This is a genomic window from Streptomyces sp. NPDC005533 (assembly GCF_042871845.1).
Lineage (GTDB): Bacteria > Actinomycetota > Actinomycetes > Streptomycetales > Streptomycetaceae > Streptomyces.
In genome coordinates, this window is the sequence record NZ_JBIAJH010000001.1 from 417,479 (window position 1) to 431,691 (window position 14,213).

At 74.1% G+C, this 14,213-nt stretch carries 12 protein-coding genes; 8 read left to right on the plus strand and 4 right to left on the minus strand.

Annotated features, from left to right (window positions below):
• Nucleotide 1 precedes the first annotated feature (1 nt).
• Genes ACFYP3_RS01865 through ACFYP3_RS01880 form a run of 4 tightly spaced genes read right to left on the minus strand, consistent with a single transcriptional unit; the run spans nucleotide 2 to nucleotide 2,908 of the window.
• On the minus strand, nucleotides 2–940 hold the full coding sequence (locus ACFYP3_RS01865; protein WP_388825117.1) for a slipin family protein: 939 nt from the start codon (nucleotides 938–940) through the stop codon (nucleotides 2–4).
• A gap of 42 nt (nucleotides 941–982) precedes the next feature.
• Nucleotides 983–1,888 carry an aminoglycoside phosphotransferase family protein gene (locus ACFYP3_RS01870; RefSeq protein WP_388825120.1) on the minus strand — a complete coding sequence of 302 codons (906 nt, stop codon included), beginning with the start codon at nucleotides 1,886–1,888 and terminating at the stop codon, nucleotides 983–985.
• 16 nt (nucleotides 1,889–1,904) lie between these two features.
• On the minus strand, nucleotides 1,905–2,372 hold the full coding sequence (locus tag ACFYP3_RS01875; protein WP_388825123.1) for a ferritin-like domain-containing protein: 468 nt from the start codon (nucleotides 2,370–2,372) through the stop codon (nucleotides 1,905–1,907).
• Complete coding sequence (locus ACFYP3_RS01880; protein WP_388825126.1) at nucleotides 2,369–2,908, minus strand: hypothetical protein; 540 nt, start codon at nucleotides 2,906–2,908, stop codon at nucleotides 2,369–2,371. Before ACFYP3_RS01880 ends, ACFYP3_RS01875 begins: the two co-directional genes overlap by 4 nt.
• Nucleotides 2,909–3,064: 156 nt before the next feature.
• On the opposite strand from ACFYP3_RS01880, the gene rimP reads away from it, so the two are divergent.
• From rimP to ACFYP3_RS01920, 8 genes are all read left to right on the plus strand, one after another.
• On the plus strand, nucleotides 3,065–3,577 hold the full coding sequence (gene rimP / locus ACFYP3_RS01885; protein ID WP_388825129.1) for a ribosome maturation factor RimP: 513 nt from the start codon (nucleotides 3,065–3,067) through the stop codon (nucleotides 3,575–3,577).
• 2 nt (nucleotides 3,578–3,579) lie between these two features.
• Complete coding sequence (gene nusA, locus ACFYP3_RS01890) at nucleotides 3,580–4,590, plus strand: transcription termination factor NusA (RefSeq protein ID WP_327737706.1); 1,011 nt, start codon at nucleotides 3,580–3,582, stop codon at nucleotides 4,588–4,590.
• A gap of 169 nt (nucleotides 4,591–4,759) precedes the next feature.
• Nucleotides 4,760–5,047 carry a YlxR family protein gene (locus ACFYP3_RS01895; protein WP_388825132.1) on the plus strand — a complete coding sequence of 96 codons (288 nt, stop codon included), beginning with the start codon at nucleotides 4,760–4,762 and terminating at the stop codon, nucleotides 5,045–5,047.
• A 148-nt stretch (nucleotides 5,048–5,195) separates the two neighbouring features.
• A complete protein-coding gene (infB, locus tag ACFYP3_RS01900; protein WP_388825136.1) occupies nucleotides 5,196–8,318 on the plus strand; it encodes a translation initiation factor IF-2 in 3,123 nt (1,040 codons plus the stop codon).
• Nucleotides 8,319–8,503: 185 nt separating this feature from the next.
• Nucleotides 8,504–8,797, plus strand: a complete 294-nt coding sequence (locus tag ACFYP3_RS01905; RefSeq protein WP_030651158.1) for a DUF503 domain-containing protein — start codon at nucleotides 8,504–8,506, stop codon at nucleotides 8,795–8,797.
• Nucleotides 8,798–8,825: 28 nt separating this feature from the next.
• Nucleotides 8,826–9,278, plus strand: a complete 453-nt coding sequence (rbfA, locus tag ACFYP3_RS01910) for a 30S ribosome-binding factor RbfA (protein ID WP_031148855.1) — start codon at nucleotides 8,826–8,828, stop codon at nucleotides 9,276–9,278.
• A complete protein-coding gene (gene truB / locus ACFYP3_RS01915; RefSeq protein WP_362804212.1) occupies nucleotides 9,275–10,183 on the plus strand; it encodes a tRNA pseudouridine(55) synthase TruB in 909 nt (302 codons plus the stop codon). The genes rbfA and truB overlap by 4 nt, the downstream gene beginning before the upstream one ends.
• A 226-nt stretch (nucleotides 10,184–10,409) precedes the next feature.
• Nucleotides 10,410–14,123: a serine protease gene (locus ACFYP3_RS01920; protein WP_388825141.1), complete on the plus strand. Its 3,714-nt coding sequence runs from the start codon at nucleotides 10,410–10,412 to the stop codon at nucleotides 14,121–14,123.
• Nucleotides 14,124–14,213: the final 90 nt, after the last annotated feature.

Sequence of the window (14,213 nt, forward strand, 5' to 3'; positions counted from 1 at the left end):
ACTACGCGCGCGGCTCGTCCGGGTCGGGCGGCGGCGGCGCGTCCAGCATCAGGCCGGGCTCCGGGCCGTCGAGCTCGGCCGGGGCGTCGCCCGCCGCGTCGGCGACCTCGGTCGGCCCGGGGCCTTCGGAAGCCGGGCCGGCCGGGGCCGGTTCTTCGGGCGCCGCCGTCGCCGGAGGCGACGGAGCCGCGCGTTCCAGGAACCGCAGCAGTTCCACCGGAAACGGCAGCACCAGCGTCGAGTTCTTCTCGGCGGCGACCGCCACGACGGTCTGCAGCAGCCGCAGCTGCAGCGCCGCCGGCTGCTCCGACATGACCTCCGCCGCCTCGGCCAGCTTGTGCGAGGCCTGCAGCTCCGCATCGGCGTTGATCACGCGCGCCCGCCGCTCACGGTCGGCCTCCGCCTGCCGGGCCATCGACCGCTTCATCGTCTCCGGCAGGGAGACGTCCTTGATCTCGACGCGGTCGATCTGCACGCCCCAGCCCACCGCCGGGCTGTCGATCATCAGCTCCAGACCCTGGTTCAGCATCTCCCGGTTGGACAGCAGATCGTCCAGGTCGGACTTTCCGATGATCGACCTGAGCGAGGTCTGCGCCATCTGCGAGACCGCGAACCGGTAGTCCTCCACCGCCACGATCGCGCTCGCCGGGTCGACGACCTTGAAGTACACCACCGCGTCCACCCGCACGGTGACGTTGTCCCGGGTGATGCCCTCCTGCGCGGGCACCGGCAGCGTCACGATCTGCATGTTCACCTTGTGGAGCCGGTCGATGACCGGAACGACCATCGCGAAGCCGGGAGGCCGTATCTCCTCACGCAGCCTGCCGAAGCGGAAGACCAGGCCCCGCTCGTACTGCTTCACCACCCGGGCCGCCGCGCCCACGTAGACCGCGACGCCCACACCCGCGGCGATCGCCGCTGTCAGCAGTTCTTCGACCATGACGGCCCCCTGCCGGACATACCTTCCTATCTACGGTATGCCCTACAGCCAGGCCGCGAACTCCAGCAGCAGCTCCGCGTCCCGGCGCCGCCCGGCGGCCAGGGCCCGGTTGCCCGACTCCACGGCCCGGAACAGCGTCCAGCCCCGCAGCCGGTCCCGGTCCACCTCCAGGGCGTCGGCCAGCTTGTTCACCCGGCGCCGGGCGCCCGCCGCCCCCGCCGAGGAGGCCACCTGGTCCTCCAGCCGGTCCCGGACCAGCCGCGCCAGGTCGTACGCCCGCTCGCCGACCAGCGGGTCGGGGCCCACCGTCAGCCACGGCGCCCGCTCGCCCGCGAGGACCTTGCCCTGCCGGAAGTTGCCGTGCAGCAGCAGCAGCTCCTCCGACGGGGCGGCGACCAGTTCCGCACGCATCGCCAGAGCCGTGTCGGCCAGGGCCCGCACCTCCGCCGGGGCCGCCCGCAGGGCCCCCGACTGCTGCCCGGTGCGCTCCGCCACCGTCTCCCAGACGTGCCCGGCCGGCGGGGCCACCCACAGCCTGCGCAGGGTGCCGCTGGCCTCCAGCAGCGCCTTCGCCTCCGGCAGCGACCGCAGCGACACCTCCGGGTGCAGCCGCTCCAGCAACAGCGCCCCGTCGTCCTCGTGATGCCGGGTGTCGAGGATCCGTACGGCGCCGAAACCGCCCCAGTGGGCCAGCGCGGCCAGTTCCCGGTCGGGCCGGGCGTGCGGCGGCGCCAGCTTCAGCGCGGCCGGGGTCCCGTCCGCGTACGTGACGAGGACCACCAGGCTGCTGCGGCCGCCGGGCGCCTGGACCCGCTGGGCGCGTACCCCGCGCCGGGAGAGCGCGGCCTCGGTGAGTCGGGGCAACTGCCCCAGCCAGTCCTCGTCCTGCGCCGTCTCCGGCATCTCGCCGAGCGCCCGTACAAGCCGCTGCGGCGGTTCGAAAGCCATGCGTGCGTGGTCCCTTTCAGCTGTGCCGGGCCCGTTGCGCCTCGTCAGCGCGTTCCGTGAGCCCAGGGAAGGCTACGCCGACACCGCGCCAGCGTGCCGCGCGCACGGCCGCGGCGCTCAGCGCGTCGGCCGCCTCGCGGCGCAGCGGACCCTCCGCCGCGCGCACCAGATCGGAGTACGCGCCCGCCACCCGGTCCTCGACCACCGCGGCCAGCCGCTCGGCGTCGGCCTGCCCGCGCACCTCGAACGGCAGCGCGTACGCCGCCTCCGCCGGCCGGGGCGCACCCCCCAGCTCCCGTACGGTCCGGGCCAGCGCGTCCCGGCGCGCGAGGTGGGCGCCGTACGCCTCCCGGGCCTCGGTCGCGCGGGCGCCGGTGGTGCGCGCGCCGATCACCCCGTAGCCGTAGGCGGCCGCGTGCTCGGCGGCGAGTGCGGCCTGGGCGGCCTCCAGGGCCCGGCCGGCGGCGGGGGGTTCGGGCTTCACGACGTGGCTCCGGGGGTCGAGGTCAGCAGGTACGCGTGGACGGCGCCGCAGGCGGCGACCGAGGCCAGCAGCCGGGCCAGCTCGCCCGGGGCCCCGGCCAGATCGATGGTGCGGGCCTGCGACAGGCTCCGCTCGGCGTCCGCGAGGGCGGTCAGGGCCTCCTCGGCCTTCGGGGGCACCGGCTCGCCGCCCGGCGCGGGCGCGGCGGCCCCCGTACCGCCCGAGCGGGACGCGGAGGGCGACGGCGAGCCCGCCGCGGCCGCCAGGGCCCCGGAGTGCGCGGCGACGGCGGCGCGCAGCGGCGCCAGCCGGGCGGCCAGGGCCGGATGGGCGGCGGCCGTGGCGTCGTAACGTTCCAGCAGGCGCGCACTGTCACGAACGGCCGCCTCCCGCATCCGCCGTTCGAGTGGAATCCCGCCCTCGCCGGCGGCCGGGCGGTCGTCGGAACACCCCGTCAGCGCCGCGGCTCCGACCACGCCGACGGCTCCGGCGAGCAGGCTCCGGCGCGAGGGTCTCGAAGGCACAGTCCAGGGCACGGCGACGTCCTCGGGGGTGATGGCGGGGCAGGGTGTGATCACGGTACCCGGGGCCCCGTCCACAGGGCGGACGGCAACACCCTCCGACACCGGATACCCTTTGACCTGACACACGACGGAAATCACAACAGCACACGCGGCCGAGGAGTCACCCGGATGAGCACCACCCAGAGCGACAGGCTGCGCGGACTGCTGGAGCCGCTCGTCACCGCCAAGGGCCTGGACCTCGAAGAGATCGAGATGTCGCGGGCGGGCAAGCGCCGGATGCTGCGGATCATCGTGGACTCCGACGAGGGCGTGGAGCTGGACGCGTGTGCGGAGCTGAGTCGCGAGGTCTCCGACAAGCTCGACGAAACCGATGTGATGGGTGAGGACGAGTACGTCCTCGAAGTGAGCTCGCCGGGCGCCGACCGCCCGCTGACCGAGCACCGTCACTACGTACGGGCCATCGGCCGTCTCGTGAAGTTCCAGCTGTCCGCCGAGGGGGACGAGGCCGCCGGGGAACTGGTCGCCCGCATCCTCGACGTCGACGACGAGGGACTGGACCTCGAGGTCCCGGGCGTGAAGGGCCGCAAGGCGACCGCCCGCCGCATTGCTTTCACCGACATCGCCAAGGCGCGTGTCGAGATCGAGTTCAACCGCAAGGACAAGAAGGAAGAGGAGGCGTAGCCGTGGACATCGACATGAGTGCCCTGCGGGGTCTGGTCCGGGAGAAGGAGATCTCCTTCGACCTGCTCGTCGAGGCGATCGAGTCGGCCCTCCTCATCGCGTACCACCGGACCGAGGGGAGCTTCCGCCGCGCACGCGTCGTGCTGGACCGCACCAACGGTCACGTGGTCGTGTGGGCGACGGAAGACCCGAGGGATCTCGAAGAGGGCCAGGAGCCCAAGGAGTTCGACGACACGCCGTCGGACTTCGGCCGGATCGCCGCGACGACCGCCAAGCAGGTGATCCTGCAGCGTCTGCGCGACGCCGAGGACGACCTGACCTTCGGCGAGTTCGCCGGCCGTGAGGGCGACGTCATCACCGGTGTGGTGCAGCAGGGCAAGGACCCGAAGAACGTCCTCGTCGACATCGGCAAGCTGGAGGCCATCCTGCCGGTGCAGGAGCAGGTCCCCGGTGAGGAGTACACGCACGGTCTGCGCCTGAAGGCGTACGTCGTGCGAGTGGCGAAGGGTGTCCGCGGTCCGTCCGTGACCCTCTCCCGCACCCACCCCAACCTGGTGAAGAAGCTCTTCTCGCTGGAGGTCCCGGAGATCGCCGACGGCAGCGTCGAGATCTCGGCGATCGCACGTGAGGCCGGTCACCGCACCAAGATCGCCGTACGCTCCACCCGCTCGGGCCTGAACCCGAAGGGCGCCTGCATCGGCCCGATGGGAAGCCGCGTGCGCAACGTCATGGCCGAGCTGCACGGCGAGAAGATCGACATCGTCGACTGGTCGGACGACCCGGCGGAGATGGTCGCGAACGCGCTGTCACCCGCTCGGGTGAGCAAGGTCGAGGTCGTCGACTGGGACTCCCGTTCCGCCCGGGTGACCGTGCCCGACTACCAGCTGTCGCTGGCCATCGGCAAGGAGGGCCAGAACGCCCGCCTCGCCGCGCGGCTCACCGGCTGGCGCATCGACATCCGTCCCGACACCGAGGCGTCCCCGGACGCGGACCGGGACCGCGACGGGGAATAAACCGGTACCGGCCGGGGCTTCCCGGACGGTAGACAGGGCGTACGGCCGCCGCCGAGGCGGCGCCGTACGGCCGCTGCGAAGGCAGCGGATCAAGACAACACGACAGCCGTTCGATTTTTCGCCCGCCACTTGTCGGGAGAGAGGTCGGTGCGGGGAGGTAGACTTAGGCGTGTCTGGCCGGACGCAAGCCCGCGCATGCCCCGAACGCACCTGTGTGGGGTGTCGGGAGCGAGCGGCCAAGAGCGATCTGCTGCGCATCGTGGCGGTCGAGGACGAATGCGTCCCCGATCCTCGCGGTACGCTGCCCGGCCGGGGTGCCTACGTGCACCCCGCCGTGGTCTGCCTCGACCAGGCGGTCCGCCGCCGGGCGTTCCCCCGGGCCCTTCGGTCCGCCGGGGCGCTCGACACGGCGGAACTGCGCAAAGCCCTGGTCGACGAGGCCGGGGCCACACCGTAAGACGTAGAACGGCACGGATACCCCGTGCGGTCAGGTACCTCGCGAGTTGGAAGTAGGTCGAGATTGCGATGAGCACTCGATGAGTACGCGATGAGTACGCCCATGAAGTAGCAACGGTCCGGCGTAACCCGGACCTAAAAGGAGCGAAGTGGCTAAGGTCCGGGTATACGAACTCGCCAAGGAGTTCGGAGTTGAGAGCAAGGTCGTCATGGCCAAGCTCCAGGAACTCGGTGAGTTCGTCCGTTCGGCGTCCTCGACGATCGAGGCGCCGGTTGTGCGCAAGTTGACCGATGCACTGCAGGGGCCCGGCGGCAACGCCGGCAAGTCCGCTGCCAAGCCTGGTGCGCCCCGCAAGGCGGCGCCCGCCAAGCCCGGGGCCCCGACCCCGGGTGCCGTTGCACGTCCCGCTGCGCCGAAGCCCGGCGCACCGGCCCCCAAGCCGGTCGTCTCGGAGGCTCCCGCCGCCGCAGCGCCGGCCCCGGTGACTCCGGCCGCCTCCGGCCCGCGTCCCGGCCCGAAGGCCCCGGCCGCCCCGAAGCCCGCTCCGGCGGCGCCCGTGGCGACCGAGTTCTCCGCGCCTCCGGCGGCCCCGGCCGCCCCGGCGCGCACCGAGCGTCCCGCCGCCGCGGCCCCCGGTCCCCGTCCGGCGCAGCAGCGTCCGGCTCAGGGCGGCCAGGCCGGCGCCCGTCCCGGCGCCCCGCGTCCGGCCGGCGCCACCCCCGGTGGCCAGGCCCCGCGCCCCCAGGGTGCGCAGGCCCCGCGTCCCCAGGGCGCCCGTCCGGCCGGTCCCCGTCCGGGCAACAACCCCTTCACCTCTGGTGGCTCCACCGGCATGGCGCGCCCGCAGGCGCCCCGTCCGGCCGGCGCTCCCCGTCCCGGTGCCCCCGGCGCCGGTGGCGGCCAGGGTGCTCCCCGCCCGCAGGGCGGCCCCGGCGGCGCCCCGCGTCCGCAGGGTCCCGGCGGCGCCCGTCCGACCCCGGGCGGCATGCCGCGCCCGCAGGCCGGCGCCCCGCGTCCGGGTGGTGCCCCCGGTGGTAACCGTCCGAACCCGGGCATGATGCCGCAGCGTCCCGCTGCCGGTGGTCCCGGGCCCCGTCCCGGTGGCGGCCCCGGTGGCCGTGGTCCCGGTGCCGGTGGCGCGCGTCCCGGTGGTGGCGCCGGTCGTCCCGGTGGCGGCGGCTTCGCCGGCCGTCCGGCCGGTCCCGGCTCGCGTCCCGCGGGCGGCGGCGGCTTCGGCGGCCCGCGTCCGGGTGGCGGCGGCTTCGGCGGCGGCCCGGCCGGCGCCGGTGGCGGCGGTCGTCCCGGCTTCGGTGGCCGTCCCGGCGGTCCCGGTGCCCGTGGTGGCACGCAGGGCGCCTTCGGTCGTCCCGGTGGTCCGGCCCGTCGTGGTCGCAAGTCCAAGCGTCAGAGGCGCCAGGAGTACGAGGCCATGCAGGCCCCGTCCGTCGGCGGCGTGATGCTGCCCCGCGGTGGCGGCGAGACCGTTCGCCTGTCGCGCGGTGCGTCCCTCACCGACTTCGCGGAGAAGATCAACGCCAACCCGGCGTCGCTCGTCGCCGTGATGATGAACCTCGGCGAGATGGTCACTGCCACGCAGTCCGTCTCCGACGAGACGCTCGAGATGCTGGCCGGCGAGATGAACTACGTCGTCCAGATCGTCAGCCCGGAGGAAGAGGACCGCGAGCTCCTCGAGGGCTTCGACATCGAGTTCGGCGAGGACGAGGGCGGCGAGGAATACCTCATGCCGCGTCCGCCGGTCGTGACCGTCATGGGTCACGTCGACCACGGTAAGACCCGACTGCTCGACGCCATCCGCAAGACGAACGTCGTTGCGGGCGAGGCCGGTGGCATCACGCAGCACATCGGTGCGTACCAGGTCTCCACCGAGGTCAACGACGAAGAGCGCAAGATCACCTTCATCGACACCCCGGGTCACGAGGCGTTCACCGCCATGCGTGCCCGTGGTGCCAAGTCGACCGACATCGCGATCCTCGTGGTCGCGGCCAACGACGGCGTCATGCCGCAGACGATCGAGGCGCTCAACCACGCCAAGGCCGCCGGCGTCCCGATCGTCGTCGCGGTCAACAAGATCGACGTCGAGGGTGCCGACCCGGTCAAGGTGCGCGGTCAGCTCACCGAGTTCGGTCTGGTCGCCGAGGAGTACGGCGGCGACACGATGTTCGTCGACATCTCCGCCAAGCAGGGTCTGCACATCGACTCCCTGCTCGAGGCCGTCGTCCTCACCGCCGACGCCTCGCTCGACCTCCGCGCCAACCCGGAGCAGGACGCTCAGGGTATTGCGATCGAGTCCCACCTCGACCGCGGCCGCGGTGCCGTCGCCACCGTCCTCGTCCAGCGCGGTACCCTCCGCGTCGGCGACACGATGGTCGTGGGCGACGCCTACGGCCGAGTGCGCGCCATGCTCGACGACAAGGGCAACAACGTCGAGGAAGCGGGTCCGTCGACTCCCGTCCTGGTCCTGGGTCTCACCAACGTCCCCGGCGCCGGCGACAACTTCCTCGTCGTCGACGAGGACCGTACGGCCCGTCAGATCGCCGAGAAGCGTGCTGCGCGTGAGCGCAACGCCAACTTCGCCAAGCGCGTCCGTCGCGTGTCCCTCGAGGACCTCGACTCCGTGCTCAAGGCCGGTCTGGTCCAGGAACTCAACCTCATCATCAAGGGCGACGCGTCCGGTGCGGTCGAGGCTCTCGAGTCCTCGCTGCTCCAGCTCGACGTCGGTGAAGAGGTCGACATCCGGGTCCTGCACCGCGGTGTGGGTGCGGTCACCGAGTCCGACATCTCGCTGGCGATGGGCTCCGACGCCATCGTCATCGGTTACAACGTCCGTGCGGCCGGCCGTGCCGCGCAGATGGCGGACCGCGAGGGCGTCGACGTCCGCTACTACTCGGTGATCTACCAGGCCATCGAGGAGATCGAGGCGGCCCTGAAGGGTCTCCTCAAGCCGGAGTACGAAGAGGTCGAGCTCGGTACGGCGGAGGTCCGCGAGATCTTCCGCTCGTCCAAGCTGGGCAACATCGCCGGTGTCCTCATCCGGTCCGGCGAGGTCAAGCGCAACACCAAGGCGCGGCTCCTGCGCGATGGCAAGGTCATCGCCGAGAACCTCACCATCTCCGGTCTGCGCCGCTTCAAGGACGACGTCACCGAGATCCGCGAAGGCTTCGAGGGCGGTATCAACCTCGGCAGCTACAACGACATCAAGATCGACGACGTCATCGCGACGTACGAGATGCGCGAGAAGCCCCGCGCGTAAGCGCGAGGCGGTTCGCACCGTGTCGTAACTCGTCACACCGGGGCCGGTCGGCGGAATATCCGTCGATCGGCCCCGGCCGTTGCGTGTACGGTTCTGGTGACCCGGCCGCGCGAGCGCCGGGTGATCCTGCCGGGCGACGGCCCGGCAGGCCACCGAACCCGCACCGGCGGGACATCCGGAACTGCATGTACGTGGGGACTCTGTCCTTCGACCTGCTCCTCGGCGACGTCCACTCGCTGAAGGAGAAACGCTCCGTCGTCCGGCCCATCGTGGCCGAGCTCCAACGCAAGTTCTCCGTGAGCGCGGCTGAAGTGGGCGACCAGGACCTGCACCGCAGGGCCCGTATAGGGGTCGCTCTGGTGAGTGGGGACGCGGGGTTCCTCTCGGACGTACTCGACCGCTGCGAGCGGCTGGTCGCGGCACGTCCGGAAGTGGAGCTGCTGTCCGTACGACGGCGCCTCCACGGTGATGAAGACTGACAGCAAGACATAAGAAGGAGACGGACCAGTGGCCGACAATGCGCGGGCGAAGAAGCTGGCGGACCTCATCCGGGAGGTGGTGGCGGAGAAGCTGCAGCGTGGTGTCAAGGACCCCCGCCTCGGTACGCACGTGACCATCACCGACACCAGGGTCACCGGCGACCTGCGGGAGGCCACGGTCTTCTACACGGTCTACGGGGACGACGAGGACCGTGCCAGCGCGGCAGCGGGCCTGGAGAGCGCCAAGGGCGTCCTGCGCTCCGCGGTCGGCCGGGCGGCGGGCACCAAGTTCACGCCCACCCTCACCTTCGTCGCGGACGCCCTCCCGGAGAACGCCAAGACCATCGAGGACCTCCTGGAGAAGGCGCGGACCTCCGACGCCCAGGTGCGCGAGGTGTCCTCCGGCGCGCAGTACGCCGGCGACGCCGACCCGTACAAGAAGCCCGGCGAGGACGACGACGAGGACGCAGCCGCGGAATGAGCACCAACGCAGGGAAGACTCCGGACGGCCTTGTCATCGTCGACAAGCCGTCCGGCTTCACTTCGCACGACGTGGTCGCCAAGATGCGCGGGATCGCCAAGACCCGCCGCGTCGGCCACGCCGGCACGCTCGACCCGATGGCGACGGGCGTGCTGGTCCTGGGCGTCGAGAAGGCCACCAAACTCCTCGGCCACCTCGCGCTCACGGAGAAGGAGTACCTCGGCACGATCCGGCTGGGCCAGAACACCCTGACGGACGACGCCGAAGGCGAGATCACCTCCTCCACGGACGCCACCGGGGTCACCCGGGACGCCGTGGACGCGGGCATCGCCAAGCTGTCCGGCGAGATCATGCAGGTCCCGTCCAAGGTCAGCGCCATCAAGATCAAGGGCGTGCGCTCCTACAAGCGCGCGCGGGACGGCGAGGACTTCGAGATCCCGGCCCGCCCGGTGACCGTCTCCTCCTTCCAGGTGTACGACATGCGGGAGGCGGAGGCCGAGGACGGCACCAAGGTCGTCGACCTCGTCGTCTCCGTCGTCTGCTCCAGCGGTACGTACATCCGCGCGCTCGCCCGCGACCTGGGCGCCGACCTCGGCGTCGGCGGGCACCTGACAGCGCTGCGGCGCACCCGGGTGGGCCCGTACAAGCTCGACCGGGCGCGGACCCTGGACCAGCTCCAGGAGGAGCTGACCGTCATGCCCATCGGCGAGGCGGCCGCCGCCGCCTTCCCGCGCTGGGACCTGGACGCCCGGCGGGCCTCGCTGCTCGCCAACGGCGTGCGGATCGACATGCCGGAGGAGTACGAGGCCGGCCGCACCGTCGCGGTCTTCGGACCGCAGGGGCAGCTGCTCGGCCTCGTCGAGAGCAAGAACGGGAAGGCGAAGTCCCTCGCGGTCTTCGTCTGATCCTTTGACGTGGAGCGGTGAGCGCACATGGACTGCTGCTCACCGCTCCACGACCCCCCTCGGGTAGGTCTCTATCCACCCGGAGCCCCGTATTCACCCGTCCGAGCAGGCGCTCGGAGTGAATGGAGGGAGCGTAAGGGGGCGCTTTCGCCTCGCGTGCTTTTCCTGCTGATCTTCACCTGCCTACCGTCGTGACCACGGGGCGTTGCGGGGGAGTGGTGCGGCCATGGCGGAGCTCGTCAAGATCAGCGATGCCGCCGGGCGGGTGCGCGGCAGTGGATTCCTCGCCGACGACCGCGGCACGGTGGTCACCAGCCACGAGGCCGTCGCGGGCCTGACCCGGGTGCTCCTGCACGGCCCCGGCCGGACCTGGCTGGCCGAGGCGGCCGACGTGACCGCGCTGCCGGGGCTGGCGCTGGCGCTCGTACGGACCGACGGGCTCGGCATGCGGCCGCTGCCGGTCGCGATGCGCGAGGCGATCGATCCCGGGACCTACGTACGGCTCCCCGCGCGGGGCTGGCGCCAGGCGCGGGTGCTGGGGGGCGCGCAGGCCGCCTACCCGGCGGTGGAGCTGGCCATCGGCACGGACGGCCGGGACGCGCTGCTGCTCGGCGGGGAGGCCTGCGGGGGCCCCGTCCTCGACGCCGCCACCGGAGCGGTGCTCGCGGTCCTGGGCACCGCTCTCCCCGCGGAACACCGCTCGGCCCCCTTCGCGGTGGCCCTGCGCCCGGCCGCCGCCGCCGACCCCCGCGGTCCGCTGGCCGCCCTGCTGGAACGCAACGCCGCCACCGTGCCGGGCCACGGCCCCGACCTGAACCTCGCCGGCGCGCTGGAACTCGCCGCGACCACCCTGGAACCCCCCGGGGCGGGCCCCGACCCGGTGGAACGACCGAGGATCACCGCGGCACTGACGGAGTTCACGGAGGGCGAGCGGCCGGTCCTGGGCCTGGTCGGCGACCCGGGCACGGGCCGCACCACCGCACTCGCGGCCCTGGCCGCCCACCGCGCCCACGGCCCCCGCCCCGCCCCCACCCTCTGGCTGCGCGGCGCGGACCTCCACCCCGACGACACCTCCCTGTCCCAGGCCCTGACGCGCGCCCTGACCAGAGCCACCCAGGGCGGTTTCGGCGGGGCCGGGCTCTCCGACCCGCGGGGTGGTTCCGGCGGGGTCGGGTGTGTGTCGGGGCGCTCCCCGCAGGGCGCCGGCGACGACGGGGCCGGGCTTGCCGACCCGCGGGGTGGTTCCGGCGGGGTCGGGTGTGTGTCGGGGCGCTCCCGGCAGGGCGCCGGCGACGACGGGGCCGGGCTTGCCGACCCGCGGGGTGGTTCCGGCGGGGTCGGGTGTGTGTCGGGGCGCTCCCTGCAGGGCGCCGAACGCACTTCCGCCGAGCTCTCCGACCTCTCGTCACGTTCGGCGTCCGAGGAGACGTCCCGGCGCGCGCCCGGCCCCGCCGGAACCACCCCCACCCCACCCGACAGCGCAACGAGCGGACCCGACTCCCGGCCCCCCGGAAGGGGCCCGGCAGCTCGCGGCGGAACCGACCCCGCAACCCCCGGTGGAACCGACCCCGCCGCGCGCCTGGCCCGCGTGGCCGCCCGCGCCGGACGCCCTCTGCTCGTGGTGCTCGACGGCCCCGAGGAGATGCCGCCCGAGCTCGCCCACCGCCTCGGCCCCTGGACCGAGGCCACCGCCGCCTGGCTGCGCGAGGCCGGCGCCCGCCTCGTGGTCGCCGCCCGGCCCGAGTACTGGGAGCGGGCCGGCTCCCTCTACCCGCCCGACGCCCTGCACACCCCGGCCCGGCCGGCCCGCCGGATGCCGCCCGCCCTCCCGATCGGCCGCCTCACCGCCGCAGAGGCCGAGACCGTCCGGGACCGGCTCGCCCTCCCCGCCGACGCCGTCCGCGCGGCCGACGCCCGCCACCCGCTCACCCTGAGCCTGCTGGCCGGCATCCGCGCCGCCGGGGTCACCGCCGGCCGCCCCGACCGGGACGAGGTCTTCGCCGCCCACCTGGACCTGCTGTGCCTGCGCAGCGCCCTGCGCACCGCGGCGGCCTGCGCCGACACCGGCGGAGCCGGCGCGCACGGCCCCGGGATCCGCCGGCTCGCCGCGCGGATCGCCGGCAGCGTCCACGAGGCCGCGCGCCGCTGCCTGGGGCCCGGGCAGGGGCAGCTGGACCGGGCCTCCTTCGAGGAGCTGTTCCCGTGGCGCACCGGCTGGGCCTCCGCCGTGCTCACCGAGGGCCTGCTGGTGCCCGCCGGCGGCGGCTACCGCTTCGCCCACGAGGAGCTGTCCGACTGGATCCAGGCCGCCCACCTGGACGTCCCGACCGCCCTCGACCACCTCGTGCACAGCTCCGCCGGTCCGGCCCCGTCGGTGCCCCGGCACCGGATCGGCCCCGTCCTGGAGGCCCTGCGCAGGCTCGCCCCGGACCAGCTGCGCCACGAGCTCACCCGGCTGGTGCACGCCCTGAACGGCTGCGCCGAGGAACCGGCGCGGGCCGATCCGGACCGCGCGTGGTGGGCCGCCCGGCTGCTGCGCGAGAGCCTGCTGCGGGCCCCCGACGCGCACCCCCACCTGCCCGTCCTGCACGCCCTCGCCGAGCACGTGGCGCGCGCCGGCCCGGGGGAGTTCGGCGGCTGGTTCTGGAACCGGCTCCAGCTGCCCGAGCCCGACCGCCTCGACCTGCTGCGCCGCCTGCTGCCCGCCGACCCGGCCGAGGCGGTCCCCGGCGACCGCTACCTCGACGCCGCGGCCCGCCGCCTCGCCCGGGACCCGCAGCGCACGCAGCCGCTGCTCTGCGCCTGGTTCGCCGACGGCCGCCGGCTGCGCGGCCGCCCCGGGGCCACCGTCGCCACCGCCGCGCAGGCCCTGCTGCACACCCACCGCCGCCTCGCCGTGGACGACCTCACCGAGGCGCTGGTCACCGCCGCGCACCCCCGCGCCGACGAGCTGCTGGCCGTACTCGCCGAGGAGGAGCCTTCCGCGATGTCCCGGGCCGTGGACCGGTGGGCGCACGACGAACGGCCCGGGCGACGGGTCGCGGCCGCCGCCTACGGGCTCGCCACCGCCCCGCACGTGCGCACCCCCGCCGACCGCGACCTGCTGCGCTACGCCGCCCAGGCGCTGCTCGCCCGGCCCGCGGACGCCACCCTGCACGGCAGCGCCCTCGCCGTGCTGCTGCGCGACCCGCAGGTGCGCGGCCGCTACCTGCCCGAGGCCCTCGCCTGCTTCCGCGACCCGGAGCACGGCTCCCGGCTGCCCGCGGCGGCGCTGGTCGCGGCCCTGCCCGTACTGCCCGACCCGGACGCGGTGTTCGCCGCCCTGCGCGCCCGGGCCGACGGGGAGGTGGTGCGCGCCCTGGCCGCGCTGACCACGCCGGGGCTGGCCCGCCGCGCGGGTGACCTCGTACGGGAACACCTCGCGCAGCGGCCCGGGGACGCACCGCACGCCGCCGTCTTCGTGGACCGGCGGCTCGAACAGGGCCCGGCCGCGGGCCCCGTGCTGCGCCCGCTGGTCCTGGACCTGCTGCGGAACGCCCCGGCAGGGGTCAGGGCGGAGCTCGCCGCCGTCCTGGCCGCGCCGGGCGGGGAGTGCTCGTATCCGCTGCGGGGCGAGCTGGCCGGCGTACTGCTGCGCGAGGAGGCCGACCCGCAGGTCCTCGGCGCGTTCCTCGCGGGGCTCGCGGCCGGGACCTCCGGGCGGCCGGAGGCGCGTACGCGGGAACTGCTGCGCCGCACCGGGCGGCAGCTGCTGCGGGCCCCCGGCGGGCCGGCCGTCTTCGAGCGGCGGACGGTGGAGCTGGCCCGGGCCGAACCGGCCTTCGGGGCGCTGGTCGCCCGCTGGCTGGCGGAGGCGCGCGCGGAGGCGGCCGCCCTGCTGGGGCCGAGCGCACGGCGGACGGTGGAGACCCTCAGCAGGACGGCGCCGGACGTGACGTGACGATATGCCGCGGCGGTGGACCCGAGCCCGACGCCGATGCGGGGCACCGGCCACCGGCATGGCAGTCTTAGACCTGCAATCGGCAATCAG